Consider the following 23,296-nt stretch of genomic DNA (forward strand, 5'->3'; position numbering starts at 1 on the left):
AGTGCTTACCAGCTGAGGCGTATTTGAGGGATACAGGCGGATATGGCAGAAGTGGCTGTACAGCAAAAAGCGCATGCCGGAAGGATACCGGCACGCGCTTAATGGATGAAACTGATGCAGTTAGCTGCTAAATGGAGATTATCAAAGCGCTCCAACGACGGCATGCGGGACGTAATGCTCTTCCAGCCGGGCAATTTCTTCAGCTGTCAGCTGAAGAGATAGCGCCCCTACCGCATCGGTAATATGCGACAGCTTCGTCGCCCCGATAATCGGCGCAGTTACCGGCTGTTTCTGCAGCAGCCAGGCCAGTGCAACATGGATGCGCGGAACTCCGCGCTCTGCTGCAATGGCAGCTACCTGCTCAACAATCAGACGGTCCTTATCGGCTGCAGCATCATATTTGGATCTCTGTACCTGATCCGTTTCCGAGCGCAGCGTTGATTCCGCCCAGTCCCGGGTCAGCCGGCCGGAAGCCAGCGGGCTGTAGGGGATGACCGCGATGCCCTCTTCCTTGCAGAGCGGCAGCATCTCACGTTCCTCTTCACGGTAGATGAGATTCAGATGGTTCTGCATGGAGACGAACCGGGTCCAGCCGTTCTTGTCAGCAACATGCAGCGCCTTCTGGAACTGCCAGGCATACATGGCGGAAGCGCCAATGTAGCGGGCTTTTCCCGCCTTCACCACATCATGCAGGGCTTCCATTGTTTCTTCAATCGGCGTAGTATAATCCCAGCGGTGAATCTGGTACAGATCGACATAATCGGTGCCCAGCCGCTTCAGGCTGTGGTCGATCTCACTCATAATCGCCTTGCGGGACAAGCCCCCGCCGTTCGGTCCGGTTCGCATAGGGAAGAATACTTTGGTGGCAATCACCACCTCATCCCTGGTAGTCATGTCCTTCAAAGCCCGTCCGAGCATTTCTTCACTCGTGCCGTCTGAATAGACATTGGCCGTATCGAAGAAATTAATGCCCAGGTCCAGTGCGGCACGGATCATCGTCCGGCTCTGCTCTTCATCCAGCACCCACGGATGCACCCAGCGCTTGGCATCGCCAAAGCTCATACAACCCAGACACAGTCTGGAGACATCAAGGCCGGTATTGCCCATTTTTGTATATTCCATTCACTTGTTCCCTGCTTTCCTGAATATAGTTTGTATTTGAGAATAGTTTGTATTACGGATTTCTCTTAAGCTTAGTCTAGCAGAACCTGCTTCGTTGCGATATTCGCGCAGAATTCACGGTCATGCTCCACGAACAGGATCGTCGGCGTATATTCCAGCAGCAGCTCCTCGATCTGCATCCGGGAGATGACATCGATGAAGTTCAGCGGTTCATCCCAGATGTGCAGATGTACCTGCTCGCTGAGGCTGGCGGCAATCAGCACCTTTTTCTTCTGCCCGCCGCTGTATGTGGACAACTCCTTCTCGAATTGCAGCCGCGTGAAATCAAGCTTCCGCAGGATGGCCTTGAACAGGCTCTCGTCGATTCCCCGTTCTCTGGCATAATCGTTCAGGCTGCCCTGGAGGTGCGAGGTGTCCTGAGACACATAAGAGATAGCCAGCTGGCTGTCCCGCAGGAAGTGACCGGTATAGCTTATGTCCTCGCCGCAGATCAGCTTCAGAATACTTGATTTGCCTGAGCCGTTGCTGCCGGAGAGGGATATCCGGTCCCCCTGTTCCAGAGCGAAGCTAACGCCGGAGCATACTGTTGTATCCCCATAGCGGATCGACAGATCCTCCAGCTCCACTAATTGCTGCTTATGATAAGGAAGCTGTGCGATCTTCAGACTGTCTGCGCTCTCCAAGTTCCGCAGCAGCTTCGACTTCTCGGCGATGGCGGATTCCTGCCGCTGCTGAATCGACTTGGAACGCTTCATCATCTTGGCGGCCTTGTGGCCGACATAGCCCTTATCCAATTTGTTGCCGGAGCTTCGGGTGCCATTCTTGGATTTCTCGACTTCATGCGCCCAGCCGCCCGTCCGTTTCGCCGAATCTGACAGACGCTTGATGTCCTTCCGCAGCTTCTCATCCTCCGCCAGCTCGAACTGATCCTGTCTGGACTTGTTCTCCCACCAGCTGCTGAAGTTGCCCTTCTGGATCTCAATATTGGTCTTGTTAATCGACAAGATATGGTCCACACAGTTATCGAGAAAAGCACGGTCATGCGACACCAGAATATACCCGCTCTTCGTACGCAGATAGTCACTGACCAGCTTCCGGCTCTTCGCATCCAGATGGTTCGTCGGTTCGTCAATGAGCAGGAACTGGTTCTCGCGCGCGAACAGAGCCGCCAGCAGCACCTTCGTCTGCTCCCCGTTCGACAGGGATTCAAACGGCCGGTACAGCGTATCCTCGGACACCCGCAGCAGCGACAGCTCGCGCATAAACTTCCAGTTTTCCAGCTCTGGGTCGATCTCCTGCATGACGTCCACAGTAAGAGCCGTGGGGTCAGCAACCGCATAAGGGAAATACTCGAAGCCCACCTGCGCGGAGATCGTTCCGCTGTATTCATATTTGCCGAGCAGCAGGTTCAGGAAGGTGGTTTTGCCGCGGCCGTTGCGTCCGGTGAAGCCCAGTTTCCAATCTGTATCCAGCTGAAAGCTCACATTCTCAAAAATATGTTCGTAAGTGCCCTCATAGGCAAAAGTCAGGTTGCTCACATTAATCAAAGACATACACGTATCCTCCTGTATTTACAAAAATAAAAGCTGCAAGAAGGTTCTCCTCCAGCAGCTCAAATAAACACAGCAAATCCCATACCCGGACACTTATCTCCAGGCGGACTTGAATAAGGATATTTGGACCAGAGTGAAAAGAGGCAGACCCTTCCTGCATATCAACCATAAATTGCGCGCCACAAATAACGCTTGTTTATTGGTCACATTACGCAAGAAATGTCCGCACGATACTCTTCAACTCCCATCGCTTAATTAAGTGCATTTTAACACGAGTCTTCCCGGAGATCAACCCGCATTCAGATCAGTCCGTACTTCAGGAAGCAGTTATACAGTCCATCGTTCTCAATTGAATCGGTGATGTCATCAGCAATGGCTTTGAGCGGCTCGCGGGCATTGCCCATGGCAACCCCCACCTGGACATATTCCAGCATCTCCATATCATTCAGCCCGTCTCCAATCGCCATACTGTTCTCAAGCGGGATATTCAAATGATGCAGGACATCGGCAATAGCGGAAGCTTTATGAACGCCAGGCATCATTAGCTCCCCGCTGTTCTCTCCGAAGATCGGGATGGAGCACTGAATCGCCGTGAACCGGTCCTGCAATTCCTCCTGAATCTGATCAAAGGGCAGACTGCTCTCCAAGAAGCATACTTTGTTGACATCATCCAGATATAATTCCTCGTCCCCATAAGTAAGTGTTGCGATATAGGGATGGGGCGACAGCCGTTTTCTCTCCTGCGCCTCGGGGTCATTCAGCAAGTCGCCATAGATTCTGCGTTCCAGATGAGGCTGTAAATGGCGGCTGCCGTGAAGCGCCGTATTGGATTCCAGAATGAAATCGACCCCGTTCGCGTTAAAATAATCGATCAAATGCTTCGCATCCTCCGGGGTCACTTTTTTATGATAAAGCATTTCGCCACGGCTCTCCACATATCCGCCGGCCGCTCCAATCAACCCGTCGAACCCGACCTCCCAGATATAATCATAGATTTCAGCCTTGGAGCGTCCGGTGCACAGGTACAGCAAATGCCCGTTCTTCCGTGCCTGCCTGCATGCCTGCACTGCCGATTCCGGGACTATTCCATTCTCCATGAGAAGCGTTCCGTCAATATCGATGAAAATAATCTTGCTGCTGGTCTGATTCATATCCTCTTCTCCCCTTTGTCTAGTCTTCCACTGAACTATAGGTTATGAAATGCGTTCCAAGTCAAGCGTTATTTCATAAAAGTCGCCCGATTCATTCATTCCGGGTCTGTCTAAATAGATAGGATAGATTGAACTAATGGGTTTTATGTTTTGGGATGTGCCGTGACTCCAGAGAAGTTTTGGACTTCCGGCCGCTGTTGTCTCCAGATTTCTTGATTTATACCGCTTTTCGCGGTTGAAATCCGCAGACAAAGCGGGCGCTACCGCTCCTCCAGTTCCAAAATTCCCCTCCGCCACTTTTCCCTTAACTTAAATCCTTAAGTTCAATTTATATAGGCGTTGCAGAAAGCATCTTATCCCATTAGGAGGTACATAATGAGAACATTACCAGAAACCTTAGCAAAAACAGCAAGAGCGGTGCTGCTCGGTACAGCGCTGACTCTGGCAGGCGGTACAGTGTTTGCAGGGGTTGGTGGACAGCCCGTAGCTGCAGCATCGGCATCGGATGCCCAGGCAGTCTATAACCAGTTCCGCAAATATGTCAGCAATCCCGCCAGCCAGGCTCAAGCACGCAAATATCTTATGAACCATATCTCCAAAGTTGGCTCCTGGTACGGCACGGTCATGACCCTTCAACTGGAGAATGCCCAGAAGGCCGGGTTAGAACGGTTCTCCGAGAAGCTCTATAGTGATTCTGTGCAAAAGGCTCTGTTCGATGCCCAAATTAACAACGATATGACCTATACGGAGATCCTGAAGCGGGTGAAGCAGCCTGCCGTCCGCAAGCTCATTGAAGAGGTCTGGGATAAAGGCTATAAGCTGGAGACCAGCGAAGGTATGTATTATGCAGTTATGCATTATGAAGGATTCAAGGTATTCAAGCCCTATATCAGCAAGGATATCGCCGCGTATATTGATATCATGGCCACGGAGAGCAACAAGCCGTCTACCTTCGACGCAGGTATCGTGATCACTTGGGATGAGCTGATCGGCAGAGCGGCCATTATGAGTGATTACGTCCAGGACTATCCGAAGTCGAACCGGACAGCGGCCATCCGCAATGAAATGTCCTATACCGTTCCCTTAGTGCTGCTCGGCTCGGACAATACACCTGCCTACGATTATGACACTATGGAACTGGACCCTGAGCTGCGCAAAGCCTACGAACAGGTTCTGATGGATGGGCCAGGCGACAATAAGGTGCTGAACATTCTGGCCAAACTGATGCCGCTGCTCGACGCTGCCGGGAATAAGAAGACACCTGAGGTAGAGGCTTACCTGGATCAGGTGGTTAAGCAGTATACGGAGCTGTGAATGGTTACAATTTGAACTGAATGATGCTGGCGGGTGAAAAGCTGGGAGGCTCAGCGGGGCACAATGTGATCGGTTTTTCGATTAGACTTAGCTCACGTGCCCTCCAGTGTGATCGGTTTTTCGATTACATTGGGTCACACGCCTACGTTGCGCCCTAATGTAATCGGTTTTTCGATTACATTGGCTCACATGCCAGCGTTGCGCCCTAATGTAGTCGGTTTTTCGATCACATTTGGTCACACGCCTACGCAGCGCCCTAATGTGATCGGTTTTTCGATTACATTCGGCCACACGCCTACGTTGCGCCCTAATGTAGTCGGTTTTTCGATTACATTCGGCCACATGCCAGCGTAGCGCCCTAATGTAGTCGGTTTTTCGCATACATTCAGCCTCGGGCCATCAGAACGCAAGAAGGCTGTCCTTCATCAGAAAGGACAGCCTCTTTGCACATCCGTTACAGCAAATCCTCTTCCTGCGCGCCGGTAATGACCGTAACAATGCTTGTGCGCAGTTGATCCGCATTTTTGGCCTGATACGGATCGGCGGCGTAGATGACGGCATCGGCAATATAGCCTTCCGCAATCCGGCCCAGCTCATGGCCGCTTCCGAGAATCCCCGCCGCGTCTTCTGTAGCCGACCGCCACGCTTCCGCGCGGCTCAGTCCATAGTCCAGCAGGGTGTCGAATTCCTGCAGGTTGTAGCCATGCAGCGCAGGCGTAGCGTAATCGGTGCCGAAGCCCAGCCGCACCCCTGCCTCTCTGGCATAACCAAGCGCGACGGCGTGAGCATCGGCTGCCCGGGCTGCGCGTTCACAGATGACCGGCGGCTGCCCCAGGACTCCCTGCGGATCGGCGGCGATTCGGTAGATGGAAGTGGTCGGCACGTAAGCTACGCCGGATTCGGCCAGTCTCCCGGCCTGATCCCAGGTCATGAACATCCCGTGCTCAATAGATTCCACACCGGCCTGAATGGACCAGTCAATCGTCACCCCGCCCCAGGTATGCACCAATACCTTCTTCCCGTTCGCATGGGCATGACGGACGATGAAGGCGAATTCCTCCCCGGAGAAGTTCGGCTCCGTAACCTGCTCGGTAGGTGCGCCAAGACCGCCGGTTGCCATGATTTTGACCCAGCCTGCACCGGTCGCGTAGATATCCGTCAGGCGGTTCTCCAGATGCTTGATCCCCTTGGCATCGGCAGCTCCCAGCATTTCACTACTGGTCTCTACCCGCAGCGGCTGCTGGTAATACTTCACGAGATGCCGGATCGTAGCAGGCAGAATACCACCGGCGTCGCGGGCTGTAGTTACTCCCGTCCGCAAGGTAGCAGCGAAGGCCTCCGCCTGCATCACCTCAATCTCTCGGGGGTCCCGCCGGAGCTGATCCTCATGGTCGAAGTCGGTCCAGGCCAGATGGGTGTGCAGATCCAGAATGCCCGGACTGATCCATAGCTGCTGCTGCCGGGAGCCTTCTGCCTGTTCAGGTTGCGGACCCGCTTCTGCCACGGCGGTGAACCGCCCGTTCGTAATCTCGATATCGAAGCGTTTACCCTGGATACCTGCAATATGGATTCCAGTGTATGCCTGAAATTGCGGCTGCTTAAGGATCATTCCGCTTCCCCCCAGACCTGGCGGACGGCCTGCACAGCCGGTTCAGCTTCCAGCTTCAGCAGTCTGGCCAGCGTCTGCACCGCCGCTTCGACACTCTCGCGGCTGGCATTCGTTCCGAAATGATTGACCCGCAGCAATTGACCGAATAATTCCCCGTCCCCGGGAGCTACGATACCGACAGGCTGCTTAATCAGCAGCAGCGGCTGCTCGTCAATCCGAACAGTGGTAGTCAGTGTAGAGTAATGTCTGCTGTCCTTCTGCCAAGGCACAAGCCCAAGCTCCGAGATCCCGGCGACAGCAGAAGCCGCTGCCCGTTCATGACGCTTGATGACCTGGGACAGGCCCTCCTCGGCAACAGCCTCCAGGGCTTCAATCAGGGCTCTGGCTTCCAGGACCGGGATGTTCGGCGGGACTCTACGCTGCGCTGCGCCATCCGGGGACGGCTGCAGATCCAGCAAGGACAGAATGGAATTGCGCGGAGCCCGTTCGTTCGACTCCAGGAAGGCCCAGCCGCGGGGAGAAATACTGACCGCGCTGATTCCGTTAGGACCGGCGAGCGCTTTTTGCGCACCCATTACAGCGAAATCCACAGCCCACTGATCCACAGAAAGCGCCTCTCCCCCGACAGCAGACACGGAATCCGTTACGGTAATCAGGTCATGCCTCCGGGCCAGCTTGAAGATCTCCTCCGCAGGGTTCGAGCCGCCTGTAACTACCTCTGCCTGCACCAAAGAAATCGCAACCGGCTGATGCTGCTCAATCGCTGCGGCCACCTCCTCTACTGTAACCACCTGGTCGAAGGGAACCTTCACTTCCTTAACAGTGGCCCCGCCGCGCGTAAGCCACTCTCCGAACAAGCTGCCGTAAGGTCCGGTCACTACGTTCAGAATCGTACGTCCCGGCGCAGCAATTCCTGCCGCTACCGCCTCAATGCCTAGAATCGCCTCCCCCGGAATGATTACCGGAGGATGCTGGGTCCCGAATAGCCGGGACAGCTGCTGTGTTAATGTGTCCAGCTCAGATAGCGTGAGTGGTACGAATCCTGTAGTTTGACGGTTCATATAATCCTCCTGATGTGTTGAATGTTCAATATTGCGGCATCTTGGGCACCGCAGACAATAGCTCACGGCTGTATTCATGCCCCGGCCGGACGAAGAATTCATCCTTCGTATTCACCTCGACCAGCTGCCCCTGACGCATCACAGCGACGGTATCGCTGACAGCATGAATGACTCCCAGATCATGGGAGATGAACAGCATCGTAAGATTAAGCTCGGCTTGCAGCGTATGGAATAGCTCCAGCACGCTGCGCTGCACTGAGACATCCAGTGCGCTGGTGGGCTCATCGGCGATCAGCAGGGTAGGCTCCACGCTAAGCGCGCGGGCAATGGCGATCCGCTGGCGCTGGCCGCCGGAGAATTCATACGGATATCTGTCCAGAGACTTGGCATCCAGCTGCACCCGGCTAAGCAGCTCCTTACTTCTGCGCTCCACCTGCGAACGCTCTACAATCCGGTGGAACAACAAGGCTTCCGCCAGAATCTGCCGGACGGTATGCCGGGGATTCAGCGAAGAATCCGGGTTCTGGAAAATCATCTGAATCTGCTTATGCTGTGCCTTGCTCCGCTTCCTGCCTAAGAGCTCCGCACCCAGCAGAAGCTGTCCTTCATCTGGAGTGATCAGTCCGGCAATGACCCGGGCCAGCGTAGACTTCCCGGAGCCGGACTCACCGACAAGCCCCAGCGTGGTATGCTGCGCAAGCTCCAGCCGGATCTGATCAAGGGCGGTGAATCCGCCATAACGGACGGTTACATCCTGCACCTGTAGTGCTACTTCCATGAGATCCCGCCTCCTTCCAGCTCCGGCAGAGGGAGCACCGAATCCATTAGCATCTGTGTATAAGCCTCAGCCGGATGCCGCAGCAGGCTATGTGTCTCGCCTTGCTCAATGATCCGGCCCTGCTTCATGACAACCAGTCTGGAGCAGAGATTGGCGGCAATCGCCAGGTTGTGGGTCACGAAGACCATAGCGAAGCCCAGCTCCTGCTGCAGACTCGTAATCGTATCTATAATCTGGCGCTGAACCGTCACATCCAGCGCAGTAGTCGGCTCATCGCAGAGCAGAATGCCCGGCTTGCAGGCCAGCGCCAGAGCAATGACCACACGCTGGCACTGGCCGCCGGAGAGCTGGCCCGGGTAGCGGTCTTTTGTCTTCAGCGAATCTGGCAGACCGAGCCGTTCAAGCAGCTCCAGGGCAATGCGCCGCGCAGCCTTCAGATTGGTTCTCTGTCGGTAATAGACAACCTCGGTCAGCTGCTTCACTACCGGACAGAGCGGGTCCAGTGCTCCTCTGGGGTCCTGGAACACCATGGCACTGCTTACCTTGCTGCGGACCGCTCCGCCGGTCTGCTCCACACCGCGCGGAAGCAGGCCGAGAATGGCCCGCAGCGTCAGCGATTTGCCGGAGCCGGATTCGCCTACCAGACCGAGGCTTTCGCCGCGTTCAAGGGAGAAGCTGATGCTGTTCACCAGGATTTCTTTGGAGAGGGCCGCGAGTGTCAACGCTTCGAGTTCAAGTACAGGTTGTGTTGTCATCCTTTTCTCCTCCAGATATCAGCCAGTCCGTCTCCCAGGAGAGACAATGCAATTCCCGTATACACGACTGCGAAGCCGGGAACCGCCGACAGCCACCAGGCTGTGGTAATGAAGGGCTGTCCGTCTGCGATCATCGTTCCCCAATCAGGCGTAGGCGGGGCAATCCCGATGCCCAGATAACCCAGCGTAACGATGGCTACCAGGAGTCCGATCATATCGGTCATCAGCACGACAACGGCTTGCGGTAATACATTCGGCAGAAGATGGCGCAGAAGGATGCGGGTTCCGGGCAGACCAAGCGTCTGCGCCGAGGCAATCCATTCCTGCTTCCGGAAGGATGCGCTGAGTCCTCTGACCACACGGGCGAATACAATCCAGCCTACGAGAATGAAGGTAATATAGATTCCGCGCTCCCCTGCCCCGCTGGCGAAGGCCACGATAATGACAATCAGATAGAACGGGAAGGCAATAAAAGTGTCTGTGATCAGCGATATAATTCTATCGGTCCATTTGCCATAGTACCCCGAGATCATGCCCAGCATGACGCCCGTGCAGAACGGAATAATCTCAGCCAGCACCATGATCGTCAGATCCGTCCGGGCGGCATAGACCAGTCTGGTGAATAAATCCCGGCCAAGCTGGTCAGTACCCAGCCAATGGGCTGCGGAGGGTGGCTGCAGGAAGGCGCTCAGATTCTGCTCCGTCGGATTATAGGGACTTAAGTAAGGGACGAATATGGCGAGCAGTATAAGTATAGCGAACATAATGATCCCGATCAGCAAGGATGGGGTGTGAAGTACTCTTCGGAGTCTGCTTGCAGGCTTCCCGAGTTCCGGTAAGGTTGAGTCTATCTGTGTAGTATTCATGATTTCCCCTTCGTTCTGGGATCAAGCCACCCGGAGATGATTTCGATCAGCAGACTGATGATCACAACAGCCAGCGCACAATAGAGCGCAATCCCCTGAATCACCGGGAAATCCCTGTTTGAGATGGAGGTGAACAGCAGGCTGCCGATGCCCTTGATACCAAAAACCTGCTCCACAACGAGCGTTCCCCCGATTAGGTAGGACACATTCACTCCAAGCAGCATTAGGGTCGGTAATGCCGAATTGCGCAGCACATGCTTGAACAGGATGACTCTGGACGGGATTCCTGCTGCCCGGAGAGTGACAACGAATTCGGATTCGAGCACCTCCAGCATTTGCGCACGCAACGAGCGGACCAGCGTAGGAATCTGTGAAAAAGCAATCGTGACCGCCGGAAGCACCAGACTATGGAGCGTACCCGACCAGCCCTCGCCGATTCCCCCTACGGGGAACCAGCCCAGCCGCACGCTAAAGAACAGAATGAACAGAATGCCAACCCAGAAGACCGGCATCCCTAGGGTGATTGCTGGAATAATGCGGATGAGATGGTCTAGCAGCTTGTCCTTGTTGGTGGCAGCAACCGTTGCCAGCAGCAGTGCTGTAATCATCGCAAGCCCCGAGGCAATTACAATCAGCAACAAGGTGACCGGAGCACGCTCTGCAATCAGCTCTCTGGACGAGGTGCCCGCGATAATAGAGTTTCCGGTATCTCCCTGAGTGAACAGCAGCTTCACGAACCGGGTGAACTGATCCCATAAGGAGAGATCCAGTCCCAGCGTGTGGTGCATATTCTTAAGCGCTTCAGGTGTGCTGTATTCACCGAGAATCATTTTGGCGGGGTCGCCGGGTACTATTCGAATCAGGAAAAAGACCGCCGTCATTACGCAGAGGATAACAAGTAAGGCTCTTACAAGGGCTAAGGCCAGCCACTTGTAAGAACCGTTGTTTCCAGCTGCACCCCTCAGGGTTAGCCTGGATTTCATCATTTAGATAGTCGGACATCTTCCAGACGGATGCTGCCGTTAGGCAGAACCACAAGTCCGTCAACTGAAGAACGGGCGCCGATCAGGATATCAGGATAGTACAGCGGGATGTAAGGAACTTCATCGGCAAGCGTCTGTAAAAGCTCGGTGTAGATGGTAGCCCGTCCTTCACCGTCTGCTGTCTTCTGGCCTTCATATAGCAGCTTGGTTACCTTCTCATTCGTGTAATGCGTCCAATACGATTTGCTGAAGCCTTCCGGGTCGGTCTGGAACGCCAGAATCGAGTTCGCTTCCGGGGAATCCGCCTGACCGCTGTTCAGCATCGCCGCGAAATCATAAGCGAAGAAGCGTTCACGGAAGGTGGCCAGCTCCACCGATTCAATCTCAATCTTGATCCCGATCGCCTGGCCGGCTGCCTGGATAATCTGGGCTTCCTGGGCCCGGGTGCTGTTGCCCGAAGCCACCAGCAGCTTGGTGGAGAATCCGTCAGGGAAGGCCGATTTGGCCAGCTCTGCCTTGGCAGCCGCCGGATCGAAGCTCAGTGCCTTGATCTTGTCATTGGCATTGTAAGGGATCGTTGACGGCAGCAGCGAAGTCGCCGTCTGCGCATAGCCGAAGGTCAGGGCCTTGGTCAGTCCGTCACGGTCAAGCGCCAGTGCCAGTGCCCGGCGGACATGCACATCGGAGAAGTGCTTATCCAGTGTATTGAAGAAGAGCTGTTCTGTCACCCAGCTGCCGTTCGTTACCACTGTTGTGTCTGCACCATCCTTGATCTCACCCGCATTCTGTAGCGACAGGGCTTCAACTGCATTCACTGCTCCCGCCTTAAGCTGGTTGATGGCTTGGCTGTCGTCCTGGATCAGCTTATAGACAAGCTTGTCGATATAAGGCTGGCCTTCCTTCCAGTAGTTGGTATTCTTGGTGAAGGTGACATCACCTGCCGGGTCCCAGGTCTCGATCACGAACGGCCCGGTGCCTACCGGCTTCTTGAAGAATTCCTCTTCGGTCACTCCGCCGAAGTTATTCGGGATGATCCCGTTCGAGAAGTTCGACAGCTCCGAAATGAATGGAGTGTAGGGTTCTTTCAGCGTGATTACCAGTGTCTTCTCATCCTGTGCCTTGACCGTATCTACTTTGGCCGAGATGGCCAGGGGACCGCCAACCTTCAGATGCCGCTGGAGGGAGAATACCGCATCCTCTGCAGTCACCGGCGTACCGTTCGAGAACTTCAGCCCGTCACGGAGTACGAACGTATAAGTTAAGCCGTCTTCGCTGATCGTATGCGAGGCTGCGAGCTGATCTGTAATTTCACCCTTGCTGTCAAAAGCAACCAGTGACTCAAACACTTTATCAATCGCAAATGCGTTATTCGATGTAATCTGGTTATGCAGATCAAACGACGTTACGGAAGCCGGGCGGCCATACACGAAGGTGCCTCCAGTTGCAGGCTCTGCTGTGCTTGCACTTTCCGTTGCGGCTGGAGCCGTACTGGCCTGAGCCCCATTACTGGAATCCGCAGGATTGGCAGACCCGGAGCAGCCGGCAAGCAGCGATACGAATAGTACCGCGAGTGTGCCCAGCCCTGCTGTTTTTCTCATAGAAGCTTTTAAATTAATCACGTGTGATCCACCCTTCCTATAAATCATATATGTTTAGTATGGATTGTATTATGGATCAGACCTTCACTTCTGTCAAACAAAAATTCATCCGGCAAGCCGAATTAAATCATAATGTTCCAATGAAGGAAATGTATTCGTAATCATCCGCCCGTTATGGCTCTCTGAAGGCTATAATCGTCCAGCTCCAGATCAGGCTCCCTGCCGAGTGCCAGCTTCGCCAGCTGATAACCAATATACGGCCCCATCGTAAGTCCTGAGGCTCCCAGACCATTGGCCGCAAGGACTCCGCTCCACCCGGGGACAGCCCCTATGACCGGCAGAAATCCCGGAGTGAACGGACGGAAGCCGACCCTCACTTCACTATAGGTACCATCCGCCAGTCCAGGCGCTACTTCCAGCCCCTTAGCCAGAATCTCCTGCATCCCGCCGGCGGTCACTCTGGTATTATATCCTTCTACGTCATTCTCATGAGTAGCTCCGATAACAATCTGCTGCCGGGCAAAAGCGAGCAGATATTGATCGCTTGGCGGGATCACCACGGGCCAGACTTCCGTATCCTTGTGGTCAGAAACCTGCAAATGCATGATTTGCCCCTTCTGGTAGCTCACCTTGAAGTCCATGCCCAGCGGCCGGAGCAGCGGGTTCGCCCATGCACCTGCACAGATAATCACTTCATCCGCCGGATAATAGTGTCCCCCTGCGTTGATTCCGGTTACCCGGCCCGGTTCAAAGGCAAGCGCAGCGTCACCGGTAACCATGACCGCGCCCTGCTGCTGTGCAGAATGAAGCAGAGCGTCCCGCAAGGCGCGGCCATCCACCCTGGCAGCACCGCTGATATGAACCGAGGCGTATCCTTCCGCCAGCAGCGGGAACCGTTCACGGGTCTCCTGAGCGTTAAGCCGCGTAATGACTCCGATCTCCGGGGCATCCGCCAGCCGCATCCGTGCCCGCTCTTCTATTTTGTCGAGCTTGCTCTCATCCGTATGTATACTAAGCGCTCCAACCCGGGCATAGCCGGTATTCGCTTCTCCGCCTTGCTCCAGCTGCTGAATCAGCTCAGGGTAGAACCGCGCCCCCGCCTTCGCCAGCCGGTACCACGCCTGATTGCGCCGCTGCGACAGCCAGGGACAGATAATGCCTGCCGCTGCATCCGTAGCTTGTCCAGGGTCTTGACGGTCTACAATCAGTACCTCCGCCCCCAGCCCTGCTAACTGGTAAGCTGCCGATGCCCCGAGAATCCCTGCTCCGATTACGATGACTTTCTTCATCTGTAACTCCTTTCTGGATGTGTACATCCCCTTGTGTTAGTGGCTAGGGTTTTGTGCAAGGAATTCAAGAATCGTATCGTTCACCAGGATGGGCTGTTCCCTTAGCATATGCGGGCGGTGACCCGCTCCCTGAACGATCAGTGTCCTTGCATCCGTAAGGAGGGAAGCGAGCTTCACCGTTCTATCCTCTCCCGCGAACGGGTCATGCTCACCTGTAATGAGCAGTGCCGGGCAGGTTATACTGGTCAATTGTTCCTCCGTGAGATCCGGGTACCTGATCCAGTCCTGCACCGTTTGCCGAAGATAGTATTTCCAATTCCCCTGATGGGCCTCCTGATGCCGCTCAATCATCTGATTAATGAAGGCTTGCTGCTGATTCGCCAGAAGCTGTTCAGGTTCGTACTCTCCGGCTCCGGCCGGTTCACAGAAGCCGCTGGTTCCAATCGTAGTCAGCGTAGCAATTCGTCCCGGATGATTCACCGCCAAGTACAACCCTACGCCCGCTCCCATACTGTATCCAATAAGATGTGCCCGTTCAATGTTCATTCGATCCATGAATCCGGCCATATCCTCAGCAATTTGCGGAGTAGACCAGTCGAGATCCCGGCTGCGGGTCCTGCCATGCCCCCTAAGATCCGGGAAGTAACAACTGTATTGGTTCTGGAAGTCCAGAACCTGGCTGCTGAAGGCCAGCATGCTGCGGGAATAATGACTATGCAGGAAGATCACCGGTTCTCCGGTGCCCATCTGTTCATAGAACATTTCAAGATCATGTACCTGTATGTATGGCATGATACCTCTCCCTCTGTGAATGTAAAAAGACCATTACCGGACCTTTACGAGCCAGCTTCTTATTTGCACAGTAGTCATTCGGATGCTAGGCACTTGAATGATAGTAACTGCATTTTATACATTAGAATGCTTAAAAAAAGACTTTAAAATAGCATCTATTGTATTCCGTACAATTGAATGTTGTAAAAAGGCCATTTTTCACCCAAAACTCAACATTCCACTGTATGAAATACAATAGAATCTCATTTTACGGTCAGCTATGCCTTTTCTAATGCAGGAAATACAATCAGCTAATTAAATTTAAGAGTAGAAGTCGGTAACGGGTGTAGTACCTGCCCAGTGTCAGCCCCCAATATCAACTCGATGTTCATGCTCAGACTTTAACACGCTACTCTCAGCTTACCACAGGTCGTCCATCAGAAGTAGTAACCCGCCCCGCTTACCCGCGCAACAAACTAAAAACCCCCGGAATACCATTCCGGGGGAAGTCTGCAGCCCATCTCACTATAGATTCAGTTCACTGATCCGCTCCGCAAGCTTAGGGAACACGCGGAGTGCGTTGTTATAAAAGACGTCTTCATGATAAGCCTCCGGCACCAGGTGCTTCACGAAGGTAATATAAGCATCCAGCGGAACCAGCGGCCAGTCGGTGCCGAAGACCAGCCGGTCGTATTTCTCGGCGAACACCAGCGCCCGGCGGAAATGATCGGTATAGGTCTGCTCGGTCAGCAGCCGGTCCACCTTGGCCTGATCGCCGACAATCCAGCCGGATAAATCTGTGTAGAGATTAGGATTCTTCTCCAGCAGGGCTGCGGTGTCCATGACCCAGGGATCGCCCAGGTGGCAGAGCATGAAGGTAATCTCCCGGTGCTTCAGGAAGGTCTCCTCCATGGACAGCGGGTGGGAGTATTTCAGCAATCCCTGGTCCGCATAAGTCAATCCGCCATGAATGACCACCGGAAGGCCGTAAGCAGCAGCCAGCTTATAGACCGGATCATAGATCTCATCCCCCACATTGAAGTGGTAATACCCGGCGTACAGCTTGATGCCAACGACATCGGAGCGCTGCAGCGATTGCTCCAGTGCTTCGAGCTGCCCCTCCAGATGAAGAGTGAGCGGGTTAATACCCACGCAGGTGAACAGATTGTCCGGCAGTGTCCCGCTCAGGTCAAGCAGCATGGGATTGAGGGCAGCGGAATCGGGAAAAGCTCCGGCAACCGTCTCAGTCACTCCCATGCCGACCCCGGCAATGACACCGCTGCGGCGGAACTCCTCCAGGAGTCCCTTGCCGGTATAATCGATATGCGCCAAGGTCTGCGCTGTTTCGTGGAAGGCTGCAATATTGGAATAATGCACATGTGCGTCAATGATTTTCATAGAAGCTTCCTTTCTCTGACTCACTTCTTGAACCGGATCGACAGCAGATCGCCATAGGCCTGCTCAGGTATCTGGAGATCCGAGATCAGATAGAATTGCGGTTTGCTGAACTGCTCCTTGCCATCCTGCAGATGCAGGTACTCCTCCGTATAAGACAGTATTGCATCTGCATTCACCATAAGAGAGGGAGAGGAATGTTCAGGTGCTGCAATTAACGTCAAGCGGTGCTGGCGCTCCTCAGAACCCAGCTGCAGAAGCCCGTTTGAACTTTTAGCTCCTGACTGTACTCTGCCTGCCTTATACACCAGCTGTTCCCCTCTGCTATTCTTGAGGTATCCTCTACCCGCCTTGATCGCAGAAGCGGCCTGATAGAAGGTTGAAGTCTCAAGCTGCAACGGGTGCAGCGGACCGCCTGTATTCTGCTCCACATGTACCGTAGAGACAAGCACCGGAACGCCCGGCAGCAGCATGTAATATTGATGCAGTACGAGTCCTTTGTATTTATCATTCTTCTGAATGGTAACGCTCATCCGTATACCCGACCAGCGGTTCCCCTTGTTATCGGTCAATTCGGCGAAATCAGCCGTTAGCGGCTCCTCCATGAAGCTGCGCAAGGCGATTTCTTCCACAGTGGTTACGATACCACCCACCCATGGATTCCACCAGGACTTTGCAATCGGCTGCGGAAAAGAAGATTCAAGCCATTCCTCGCCCTGATGGGCAAGCGAGAACAATCCCGGTGCAAAGTCAGGACTAGCCTGTATCCGCAGTATCCCGTTGTCCACAGCCAGTACCTGTGCCCCTTCTGCTGTGAGTCTCTCCTGCCGGACACGTTCAGCCGCGACCGGCAAGACCAGGAAGGAGTGATCCTGCACATAACTGTCCAGATCCAGATGCAGGGTCAGCACATCCGGGGCAGCGCCTGCCGGTACTGTCAGCGGCAGAGCTGCTTCTCTGAGCTTCTCTTCCTCTTGCACCGTTAGCCGGGCTTCCTCCATGCTGCCTGCTCCGGAAGAGATCCGAATCTCACCCGCCAGATAACTCTTCTTCTGCTCCTGAAGGAGAAGCTTAGCCTCTCCGCTGATGAACGGATTCCCGTTATTCAGGCTCAGCTCCAGCTGCTCTGTAGTGGTGAGTTCCTCAGCATTGCTGTTGCCGCTTTGCAGCGCATAAGCACGGAAATCCTTCCAATGGTCCCAGGTTCCCAGAGCGATCCGCAGCGGCTGCGTTTCCTTCCGCCCGCCGGCGGGAATCCGTCCCAGGGAATGCTCCACAGCATGCATCCAAGAATCTTGAATCAGCTTAAGCTCTGACGGCCAGCTAATCCCTCTGGAGAAGCCTTCATCCGCAGCGAACATCCAGTTCTCCGTGAAATCCTGCGCTTCCCAGTAATCCATGCCGGAGGCTTCAGCCCCTGCGCTCAGATCTATATATTTGCCGCGGTAAGGGATGACGCCGCCGTGCAGACCGAAGCGGAAGCTGTCCTTCAGTAACAGCTCTTCCTCCTGTGCGGTAGCCTGCGGGTTGTCGATTCTGAAATAACGGGAGACCATCCCGTTGCCCAGCAGCTTCACCACCATCGTCAGCAGCAAGCCTTTCCTGATGCCGGCTTCATAAGTAGCCTCAAGCACGATAGCCTCTTGATCCCTGGAGATCTTCACATCCAGCGCCGAGAATTTGTTGAATTCATTCGTATACGGCAGTCCAAGCTTCGGATAAGGCAGGTTCATCAGATATTTACGGTTCTGGAAAAAAGTTAGCCAGTGGTTCGTTTTGTTCAGAACGGCGGAATAGCGGCCATTGCTGATGATCCAGTCCTTGTCGGTCGGGCCGCCGAAGGCCGTCTCTGCTCCGGAGAAGACCAGGCTCAGCTCCTGTTCCAGGATAGCTGAACCGGCTCCTTCTTCTGCACTGCGGATGCTCACCGAATGGTGCCAAATCCCGTACCCGAGCAGCCGGGCCGCTGCGGTAACGGTTCTCCGGCTCTTGGCCGGAACCTCTACGGTGTAACGCTTTTGACTGAACGACAAAATCTCATCCTCCGGCAGCTCAAAGCTGAACACGGTATCCTTGCTATACTCGTTCTCTACTGTTACATCCAGCTCTACCTCTTCACCCGCAAAGAGCGTTCTGTCCGGCAGATGCAGCTTCACCTTGACCGGGAATTTCGGCTTAATGCCCAGCTTGAAGACGGCAGGCAGGCCGTTAATAAGCAGTTCAGCCTCCACCACAGGGTGGGTCTGATAGAGATCCTGCTCCTCCTCCACCGGATGGATGAAGAAGCGGCCTTCGATCCGCGCCTCGGATTCGATTGTCTGTGCGGCGTCCAGCTCCAAGCGGATTTGCGCATTGCTTTTCCCGCTAATCTGGAGTGACAGGGGTTTCCCGCTCTTATTAAAGGCCTCATAAACGACAGGGTATTCCGCTCCAAAGGGCAGCTCATGCTGCACAGGAATCGTTACCTGTATCCGGTAATCCTCCGTCTCAATGAGGCGCAGGCCGCGGCCGGTCCGCTCATATTCCATTTTCAGCGACAGGCCGTCCTTCAGCCATTCATATGTAAAATAGTCAAAGCCGTTTTCCCCATGACCGTCAGGCGCTACCTTGATCTCGCGGATGCTGTCATTATACCAGTCTATCTTCTCGAAATAAGACTTCACCGCTCCGGTCTGAAGCACCGAGGGAATGAAGTTCATCAGGTGAGTGGTGTCATCCCGGTTTTCCCAGAAGAACCCGCTTTTCTTATACGTAGGCACCGCCTTGACATTACCGGGCCACGTATAGAGATCCAGCCGCGGCCAGCCCAGCTTAATCGTCTCTTCGATCGAACGTCTTACCAGCGCCTTGCCCACCTTGCGTCCATGGTAATCCGGTCTTACGTTGAGCAGAGCGATATAGAGCGCTCCGGTATCCTCTTTATAATGGGAGAAGCTGCAGTATCCAATGACCTCTGAGCCGCTTACCGCCAGGAACAACTTGAGCATCGGGCTGTTCTCGTGTTCCCGCAGCACGCTTTCCTCTGTCCGGTACGCTCCGTCTCCGCCCCAGCTCTCTGCACTTCTGTTCCACATCTCGGCAATGGAAGCAGCGTGCCTCTCCGGTACATATTCTTCAATAACTATCTCTTGTAATTCGGACATTACAGTCATACCTCCTCAGAAACGCTATAATTCCTAGCTTCATAGCCATAAATACTACTTGCAGTATATAACAGAACGTTCAGCCGCTGTAAGTTCCTGTTTGATTATAAAAGATTATTACTTAACTCAAGCAAAGGTTAGCCTCGAACCGATCAGATAGCCAATCGAGACAAACAGGAGTGACCAGATAAAGGCACCGGCCAGGGTGACCATTAAATATTTTCGGAAGGACATGGCGCTGATGCCCGAGATGTAGCTGGTCACATGCCGGATGCCCGGAACAAAATAAGCGATGAAGATCGTCCAGTTGCCGAACCGGAAAAACCAGCGTTTGACATAGGCGAATCTTTTGGGCGTCAGGCCTACCCATTTCCCGTACCGGTCCACAACAGGCTGCCCCACTCTGAGACCGATGGTATAGCTGATCAGCATGCCTGTAATCGAGCCTATGAAACAGACCAGAACCGAAAGCGAGAAATCCAGCACCATGGTAGAGGATAGATAGCCAACGAACAGCGTCAGCAGCTCATCGGGAACGGGAAGTCCGACAAGCCCCAGCGCCAGCAGCGCGAATATAGCTATATAACCGTATTGTGAGATCATCTCGATGACCCATGGCATGAACAATCACTTCCTGTTAACGAATTTTTTGAACGAAGGGAATGGAACCCTGCTTATCATCAGTATGGACAACAGTCCCATAATTAAAATGACCATTTCCGGCTTCAGCCGCTCACCTATAAGTGTGGTCATCGACAGAAGCAATCCGGCTGCCGTAATCGGCATGCCCACGAAGCCCTTGGAAGGAGCCGAGATATTGAATCTGGCCAGCCGCAGCGCCCCGCAGATCAGGAATGCGACCGCAGCCACAGGTCCGACCCACTGCACGTTCTCCAGCCGGTATAACAGAATAAGAAAGACGGGAGCGATACCAAACGAAATAATATCCGCCAAAGAGTCCAGTTGTTTGCCGAAATCACTGGTGCAATGGAGCATCCGGGCGAGCAGTCCGTCCATAACATCGCATATTGCAGCCAGCAGTATCATTAATAAAGCAAGATCATAACGTTCCTCAATCGTGAATAGCAGGGAAATTGATCCGAAGCCCAGGTTCCCCAGTGTGCACATTGAAGGCAGCCAGCTCCATTTCATTGCTGTTCACTCCTTTCCAGACAAATTGGTAATTGGGGCGGCTCAGCCTTCAAAGCTTATACTAAAACAGACGCCGTCCGTGGTGTTCATCACTGCATACCGGCAGCCATGCATATCTAAAATTTGCTTCGCAATGGATAATCCGAGTCCGGTTCCTCCCGTCAGACGGCTGCGTGAAGCCTCGATCCGGTAGAAGCGCTCCCAGATATGCGCCAGCTGATCCTCGGGGATTCTCTCCCCTTTATTGTGTATGGTGAACAGAAGCTTCTTAGGCTGACTCTCCAATGTAACGGTTATAGTACTGCTCTCTTCGGCATGACGGATCGCGTTGGTCAGCAGATTGCTGAGCACCTGTTCAATCCATGTAGCATCCGCATATACAGGCAATTCATTCGCCGGAATAATGACCACATCCAGCTGCTTAGTCTGGAGGGAATGCACCAGTTTACCGGTCACCTTTTCGGTCATTTCGCTCAGCATGAATGAGCTTTTGCGCAGCTTGATCGTGCCGGACTCCAGCCGGGCCAGGTCCAGCATATCTTTTACCAGGAACTCCATCTTGTCAGCCTCTTCGATAATGACCTTGATGTAATGATCCTGCTTGCCGGCGCTCACCCCATCCTCCAGACCCTCGGCGAAGCCCTTGATGATGCTAAGCGGCGTCTTCAGCTCATGGGAGGCACTGGCAAAAAAGTCCTGCTGCATCTGCTCCAGCTTCTTCTTCTGCTCCATCTCCTCCACCAGCTGCTGATTCGTCTCCCGAAGCTCGCCCAGTGCAGTATCCAGACTTTGGGACAAGGTGAACATGCTTCTGGACAGGTTGCCCAGCTCATCCTTCTGGCGGATGGAGGCATGGCCGGTGAAATCGAGCGCTACCATCCGTTTGGCCGTATTATTGAGCTTGATCAAGGGCCGGGTCACCATCTTGGAATAGAACAGCGAGAGGACCAGAATCAGCACGAACCCGCCAAGCCCTAAGTATAAAAAGAACCAGCGCAGCGCTTCATTGGAATCTTTAACATCCTGCAGCGAGGTCACTGAGAACAACAGCTCAATCTCCCCGCTTGCCTGCTTCACGGGCAGAATCATCACGGAATTGCGGATACCGCTCCAGGGAGCCGTCCACTCTTCCTTGATCATGTTCAGTTTGCCCAGGCTCTCCAGCTGCCCCGTATTTAACGGGAACCAGTCCTCTACGGCCTCGAACAGGATGCCCTGGCGCGGGTTCCATATTTTCAGATCCGGCAGGACCAGCTCCGTAATCGTCCCGGTAATGCTTGTGTTGCCCAGCTCCGCCTCCTCGCCTACCGGCTGGAACCCCTGTTTGGTAATCATGAGCGGGAAAAACTGATTGCCGAGGTCATTCTCGCCAGTGACAAGCTCTCCCTGGATGGTAACCCGGTCATTCTCTTTCAAATGGGCCGACCGGAGCATATCCCCGAACTGATTCATGAACAGGGACATGGGGATCACCTGGGTCTGGCCTTTATCGTCAATCAGCTTCATGCGGAACGGATCTTCCGACTTCATCCGGCCGTCCAGCTTCAGAATGACCATCTGTGTCTTGTTGCGCAGCATGAACCGGACCAGCTCGCGGGAAGTCCGGGTTCTGCCCCAGGCTTCTTTGGTGTAGCTTGTCCCGAAGCTCTTGAGATGCTTCTCCACACGGGACTCCTTCTGCGTCTGGTAGAAGCGGTCGAACAGCAGGAACTGGCTGAGGATTACCATCCCGTAGAAACAGACGAAGAAGATTACGGTCATCACGAACAGCTTGAAGGTAATACCCCATCGTTTCATTCCTCGTCCTCGAATCTGTAGCCGGTTCCAATGACCGTGCGGATGTGGCGGGATTCATACCCCAGCTTGCTGCGCAGTTTCTTGATGTGGCTGTCCACGACCCGGGAGTCCCCCTCGAATTCAATTCCCCACACCCGGCTGAGGATGGTATCCCGCGAGACCACATGGCCCTTGTTGCGGATCAGCAGCCACAGGAGATCATATTCCTTCGGAGTCAGCTCAACATCGGCACCTTCCACCTCTAGACGGTGCGCCATGGTGTTGAAGATGGCCGAGCCGAATCTCACTACACCGGATTCTGGCTGGTGTGCGCCTTCCACCCGTTTCATCAGCGCGGCAGCCCGGGCCACCAGCACCTTGGGACTGAACGGCTTGGTTACATAATCATCGGCGCCCAGCTCGAAGCCGTGTATTTTGTCGTCATCGGCGGATTTGGCGGTCAGCAGAATAATCGGGGTCGCCGATTTCTTGCGGATCTCCCGGCATACCTGAAATCCGTCCATTTTGGGCATCATAATATCCAGAATCAGCAGATCCGGCTCCAGCGAATCGAACCACAGGAGCGCGTCCTGCCCATTATCGGCTTCGCGTACCTCCCAGCCGTCCTGTATGAAATAATCCGACACCAGCTCACGGATACGCAGCTCGTCTTCGACAAGCAATAGCTTTTTGTTCAATGTACTCCCTGCTTTCAACCCGTTTATACCTCTCAGCATAGTCGAGTGTTATGTCCTTTATGTGTCCTGTTGTGAAATTGATTGAAAAATGAGTGATGGAGTATGCGAAATGTTAGCGCTCGGGTGAACGCTGCGCAAACGGAACGTTGTTCCAATCGCTGTTGTGTCCAGATTTTTTCCATTCCCCTTAGCGGTGAAAATCCGGACACAAAGGCGAACGCTCCGCTTTTCCACAATCGTTCCGCCCGCTCCGCTGTTTGAGCTAAAAGTGCTACTTAGATT

20 protein-coding genes are annotated in these 23,296 nt (G+C 54.0%); 1 reads left to right on the top strand and 19 read right to left on the bottom strand.

Annotation, left to right across the window (positions count from 1 at the left end):
- Nucleotides 1-141 precede the first annotated feature (141 nt).
- The 3 genes from MKY96_RS12820 to MKY96_RS12830 form a co-directional block, all read right to left on the bottom strand.
- Complete coding sequence (locus MKY96_RS12820; protein ID WP_340940845.1) at nucleotides 142-1,122, bottom strand: aldo/keto reductase; 981 nt, start codon at nucleotides 1,120-1,122, stop codon at nucleotides 142-144.
- A 71-nt stretch (nucleotides 1,123-1,193) separates the two neighbouring features.
- On the bottom strand, nucleotides 1,194-2,675 hold the full coding sequence (locus MKY96_RS12825; protein ID WP_340940848.1) for an Lsa family ABC-F type ribosomal protection protein: 1,482 nt from the start codon (nucleotides 2,673-2,675) through the stop codon (nucleotides 1,194-1,196).
- A gap of 299 nt (nucleotides 2,676-2,974) precedes the next feature.
- Nucleotides 2,975-3,826 carry an HAD family hydrolase gene (locus tag MKY96_RS12830; protein WP_340940851.1) on the bottom strand — a complete coding sequence of 284 codons (852 nt, stop codon included), beginning with the start codon at nucleotides 3,824-3,826 and terminating at the stop codon, nucleotides 2,975-2,977.
- 375 nt (nucleotides 3,827-4,201) lie between these two features.
- Here MKY96_RS12830 and MKY96_RS12835 point away from each other — a divergent pair, with 375 nt between their 5' ends.
- Nucleotides 4,202-5,140, top strand: a complete 939-nt coding sequence (locus MKY96_RS12835) for a hypothetical protein (protein ID WP_340940852.1) — start codon at nucleotides 4,202-4,204, stop codon at nucleotides 5,138-5,140.
- Nucleotides 5,141-5,376: 236 nt separating this feature from the next.
- Here MKY96_RS12835 and MKY96_RS12840 read toward each other — a convergent pair whose 3' ends face one another.
- From MKY96_RS12840 to MKY96_RS12915, 16 genes are all read right to left on the bottom strand, one after another.
- Nucleotides 5,377-5,550, bottom strand: a complete 174-nt coding sequence (locus MKY96_RS12840) for a hypothetical protein (protein ID WP_340940854.1) — start codon at nucleotides 5,548-5,550, stop codon at nucleotides 5,377-5,379.
- Between the two features lie 44 nt (nucleotides 5,551-5,594).
- Nucleotides 5,595-6,749 (bottom strand): amidohydrolase family protein, encoded by a 1,155-nt coding sequence (locus MKY96_RS12845; RefSeq protein WP_340940856.1) that lies wholly within the window; start codon nucleotides 6,747-6,749, stop codon nucleotides 5,595-5,597.
- On the bottom strand, nucleotides 6,746-7,810 hold the full coding sequence (locus tag MKY96_RS12850) for a pyridoxal-phosphate-dependent aminotransferase family protein (protein ID WP_340940858.1): 1,065 nt from the start codon (nucleotides 7,808-7,810) through the stop codon (nucleotides 6,746-6,748). The genes MKY96_RS12845 and MKY96_RS12850 overlap by 4 nt, the downstream gene beginning before the upstream one ends.
- A gap of 25 nt (nucleotides 7,811-7,835) precedes the next feature.
- Nucleotides 7,836-8,588: an ABC transporter ATP-binding protein gene (locus MKY96_RS12855; protein ID WP_340940859.1), complete on the bottom strand. Its 753-nt coding sequence runs from the start codon at nucleotides 8,586-8,588 to the stop codon at nucleotides 7,836-7,838.
- A complete protein-coding gene (locus MKY96_RS12860) occupies nucleotides 8,579-9,343 on the bottom strand; it encodes an ABC transporter ATP-binding protein (protein WP_340940861.1) in 765 nt (254 codons plus the stop codon). The genes MKY96_RS12855 and MKY96_RS12860 overlap by 10 nt, the downstream gene beginning before the upstream one ends.
- Nucleotides 9,340-10,209 carry an ABC transporter permease gene (locus MKY96_RS12865; RefSeq protein WP_340940862.1) on the bottom strand — a complete coding sequence of 290 codons (870 nt, stop codon included), beginning with the start codon at nucleotides 10,207-10,209 and terminating at the stop codon, nucleotides 9,340-9,342. Before MKY96_RS12865 ends, MKY96_RS12860 begins: the two co-directional genes overlap by 4 nt.
- A complete protein-coding gene (locus MKY96_RS12870; RefSeq protein WP_340940864.1) occupies nucleotides 10,206-11,195 on the bottom strand; it encodes an ABC transporter permease in 990 nt (329 codons plus the stop codon). The genes MKY96_RS12865 and MKY96_RS12870 overlap by 4 nt, the downstream gene beginning before the upstream one ends.
- Complete coding sequence (locus tag MKY96_RS12875; protein ID WP_340940866.1) at nucleotides 11,192-12,790, bottom strand: ABC transporter substrate-binding protein; 1,599 nt, start codon at nucleotides 12,788-12,790, stop codon at nucleotides 11,192-11,194. The genes MKY96_RS12870 and MKY96_RS12875 overlap by 4 nt, the downstream gene beginning before the upstream one ends.
- 161 nt (nucleotides 12,791-12,951) lie before the next feature.
- Nucleotides 12,952-14,079 (bottom strand): NAD(P)/FAD-dependent oxidoreductase, encoded by a 1,128-nt coding sequence (locus tag MKY96_RS12880; protein WP_340940868.1) that lies wholly within the window; start codon nucleotides 14,077-14,079, stop codon nucleotides 12,952-12,954.
- A 36-nt stretch (nucleotides 14,080-14,115) separates the two neighbouring features.
- The gene (locus tag MKY96_RS12885) at nucleotides 14,116-14,871 is read right to left on the bottom strand and encodes an alpha/beta fold hydrolase (protein ID WP_340940869.1); all 756 of its coding nucleotides are present in this window, start codon (nucleotides 14,869-14,871) and stop codon (nucleotides 14,116-14,118) included.
- 504 nt (nucleotides 14,872-15,375) lie between these two features.
- The gene (locus tag MKY96_RS12890; RefSeq protein WP_340940871.1) at nucleotides 15,376-16,248 is read right to left on the bottom strand and encodes an amidohydrolase family protein; all 873 of its coding nucleotides are present in this window, start codon (nucleotides 16,246-16,248) and stop codon (nucleotides 15,376-15,378) included.
- A 20-nt stretch (nucleotides 16,249-16,268) separates the two neighbouring features.
- Nucleotides 16,269-19,388 carry a GNAT family N-acetyltransferase gene (locus MKY96_RS12895; protein WP_340940873.1) on the bottom strand — a complete coding sequence of 1,040 codons (3,120 nt, stop codon included), beginning with the start codon at nucleotides 19,386-19,388 and terminating at the stop codon, nucleotides 16,269-16,271.
- A gap of 126 nt (nucleotides 19,389-19,514) precedes the next feature.
- Nucleotides 19,515-20,009, bottom strand: a complete 495-nt coding sequence (locus MKY96_RS12900) for a DedA family protein (RefSeq protein WP_036728489.1) — start codon at nucleotides 20,007-20,009, stop codon at nucleotides 19,515-19,517.
- Between the two features lie 6 nt (nucleotides 20,010-20,015).
- Nucleotides 20,016-20,540 carry a CDP-diacylglycerol--serine O-phosphatidyltransferase gene (pssA, locus tag MKY96_RS12905; protein ID WP_340940875.1) on the bottom strand — a complete coding sequence of 175 codons (525 nt, stop codon included), beginning with the start codon at nucleotides 20,538-20,540 and terminating at the stop codon, nucleotides 20,016-20,018.
- A gap of 42 nt (nucleotides 20,541-20,582) precedes the next feature.
- Entirely contained in the window at nucleotides 20,583-22,337 is a 1,755-nt protein-coding gene (locus MKY96_RS12910; RefSeq protein WP_340940877.1) for a sensor histidine kinase, read from the bottom strand.
- Nucleotides 22,334-23,014 (bottom strand): response regulator transcription factor, encoded by a 681-nt coding sequence (locus MKY96_RS12915; protein WP_076075658.1) that lies wholly within the window; start codon nucleotides 23,012-23,014, stop codon nucleotides 22,334-22,336. The genes MKY96_RS12910 and MKY96_RS12915 overlap by 4 nt, the downstream gene beginning before the upstream one ends.
- Nucleotides 23,015-23,296: the final 282 nt, after the last annotated feature.

This window comes from Paenibacillus sp. FSL R7-0302 (assembly GCF_038006885.1).
In the GTDB taxonomy this organism is placed as follows: Bacteria; Bacillota; Bacilli; order Paenibacillales; family Paenibacillaceae; genus Paenibacillus_AQ.

Excerpts from the sequence above, each read along its gene's own strand:
- MKY96_RS12910 (WP_340940877.1), bottom strand. The coding sequence starts at position 22,337 with ATGAAACGATGGGGTATTACCTTCAAGCTGTTCGTGATGACCGTAATC.
- MKY96_RS12895 (WP_340940873.1), bottom strand. The coding sequence starts at position 19,388 with ATGTCCGAATTACAAGAGATAGTTATTGAAGAATATGTACCGGAGAGG.
- MKY96_RS12855 (WP_340940859.1), bottom strand. The coding sequence starts at position 8,588 with ATGGAAGTAGCACTACAGGTGCAGGATGTAACCGTCCGTTATGGCGGA.
- MKY96_RS12850 (WP_340940858.1), bottom strand. The coding sequence starts at position 7,810 with ATGAACCGTCAAACTACAGGATTCGTACCACTCACGCTATCTGAGCTG.
- MKY96_RS12885 (WP_340940869.1), bottom strand. The coding sequence starts at position 14,871 with ATGCCATACATACAGGTACATGATCTTGAAATGTTCTATGAACAGATG.
- MKY96_RS12870 (WP_340940864.1), bottom strand. The coding sequence starts at position 11,195 with ATGATGAAATCCAGGCTAACCCTGAGGGGTGCAGCTGGAAACAACGGT.
- MKY96_RS12860 (WP_340940861.1), bottom strand. The coding sequence starts at position 9,343 with ATGACAACACAACCTGTACTTGAACTCGAAGCGTTGACACTCGCGGCC.
- MKY96_RS12835 (WP_340940852.1), top strand. The coding sequence starts at position 4,202 with ATGAGAACATTACCAGAAACCTTAGCAAAAACAGCAAGAGCGGTGCTG.
- pssA (WP_340940875.1), bottom strand. The coding sequence starts at position 20,540 with ATGAAATGGAGCTGGCTGCCTTCAATGTGCACACTGGGGAACCTGGGC.
- MKY96_RS12865 (WP_340940862.1), bottom strand. The coding sequence starts at position 10,209 with ATGAATACTACACAGATAGACTCAACCTTACCGGAACTCGGGAAGCCT.
- MKY96_RS12845 (WP_340940856.1), bottom strand. The coding sequence starts at position 6,749 with ATGATCCTTAAGCAGCCGCAATTTCAGGCATACACTGGAATCCATATT.
- MKY96_RS12820 (WP_340940845.1), bottom strand. The coding sequence starts at position 1,122 with ATGGAATATACAAAAATGGGCAATACCGGCCTTGATGTCTCCAGACTG.
- MKY96_RS12880 (WP_340940868.1), bottom strand. The coding sequence starts at position 14,079 with ATGAAGAAAGTCATCGTAATCGGAGCAGGGATTCTCGGGGCATCGGCA.
- MKY96_RS12825 (WP_340940848.1), bottom strand. The coding sequence starts at position 2,675 with ATGTCTTTGATTAATGTGAGCAACCTGACTTTTGCCTATGAGGGCACT.
- MKY96_RS12900 (WP_036728489.1), bottom strand. The coding sequence starts at position 20,009 with ATGCCATGGGTCATCGAGATGATCTCACAATACGGTTATATAGCTATA.
- MKY96_RS12830 (WP_340940851.1), bottom strand. The coding sequence starts at position 3,826 with ATGAATCAGACCAGCAGCAAGATTATTTTCATCGATATTGACGGAACG.
- MKY96_RS12875 (WP_340940866.1), bottom strand. The coding sequence starts at position 12,790 with ATGAGAAAAACAGCAGGGCTGGGCACACTCGCGGTACTATTCGTATCG.
- MKY96_RS12890 (WP_340940871.1), bottom strand. The coding sequence starts at position 16,248 with ATGAAAATCATTGACGCACATGTGCATTATTCCAATATTGCAGCCTTC.